The sequence below is a fragment of the Bacillus sp. LR--39 genome, assembly GCF_053613335.1.
In genome coordinates, this window is sequence record NZ_JBSIOT010001497.1 from 1 (window position 1) to 536 (window position 536).

The following is a 536-nucleotide window of genomic DNA, read 5'->3' on the forward strand; positions in this document are numbered from 1 at the left end:
CTGCCCGATAGAAAGGCCGGTAAACCGGTATTCCCTTTCTAATCTCATACTCCGGTCTGGCATCCTTTTTTCGATATGTCTTTTTCAGCATGCGGACAGGCGCTGAATGAAAAGGCCGTGGGCATATCACAGTGATATCAAGCCCGAGTTTTTGCAGCTCTTGCACCTGTGTCTCATGAAACACACCCTCACCGGGTTTCATACTGCTCGGATATACGCTTGTGATCCACAAAATCTTCATGACAAACGTCCTTTTCTTAGTAGTTTGCTTTTCGTTTGAGGGTACGCTTTTACCAAAAGAAAGAGATAGCACAGCGCCCCGGCCGCAATTGAAATGGCCAGCCGCATTTCTGCCTGCATACTGAAGTGTTCGGTACTGAGGCTTACACCAAACGCGATGATGCCCATCGCCGCAGTAATCAGAAATGGCTTCATAATCGACTGGAAATAAGCTGAAAGGTTAAGCTTGATGACATATGCCAAAAGCCAGCGCCCGATCAGAAAATTAACAACGCTGATAATGGCATACACCCATG

The 536-nt window shown here is 47.0% G+C and carries 2 pseudogenes; both read right to left on the minus strand.

The features are described 5' to 3' along the window. A pseudogene (locus ACWHAR_RS31375) lies at window positions 1–241 on the minus strand (teichuronic acid biosynthesis protein TuaC); the annotation flags it as partial. Further along, window positions 238–536, minus strand: a pseudogene (locus ACWHAR_RS31380) (teichuronic acid biosynthesis protein TuaB); the annotation flags it as partial. The pseudogenes ACWHAR_RS31375 and ACWHAR_RS31380, both read right to left, overlap by 4 nt.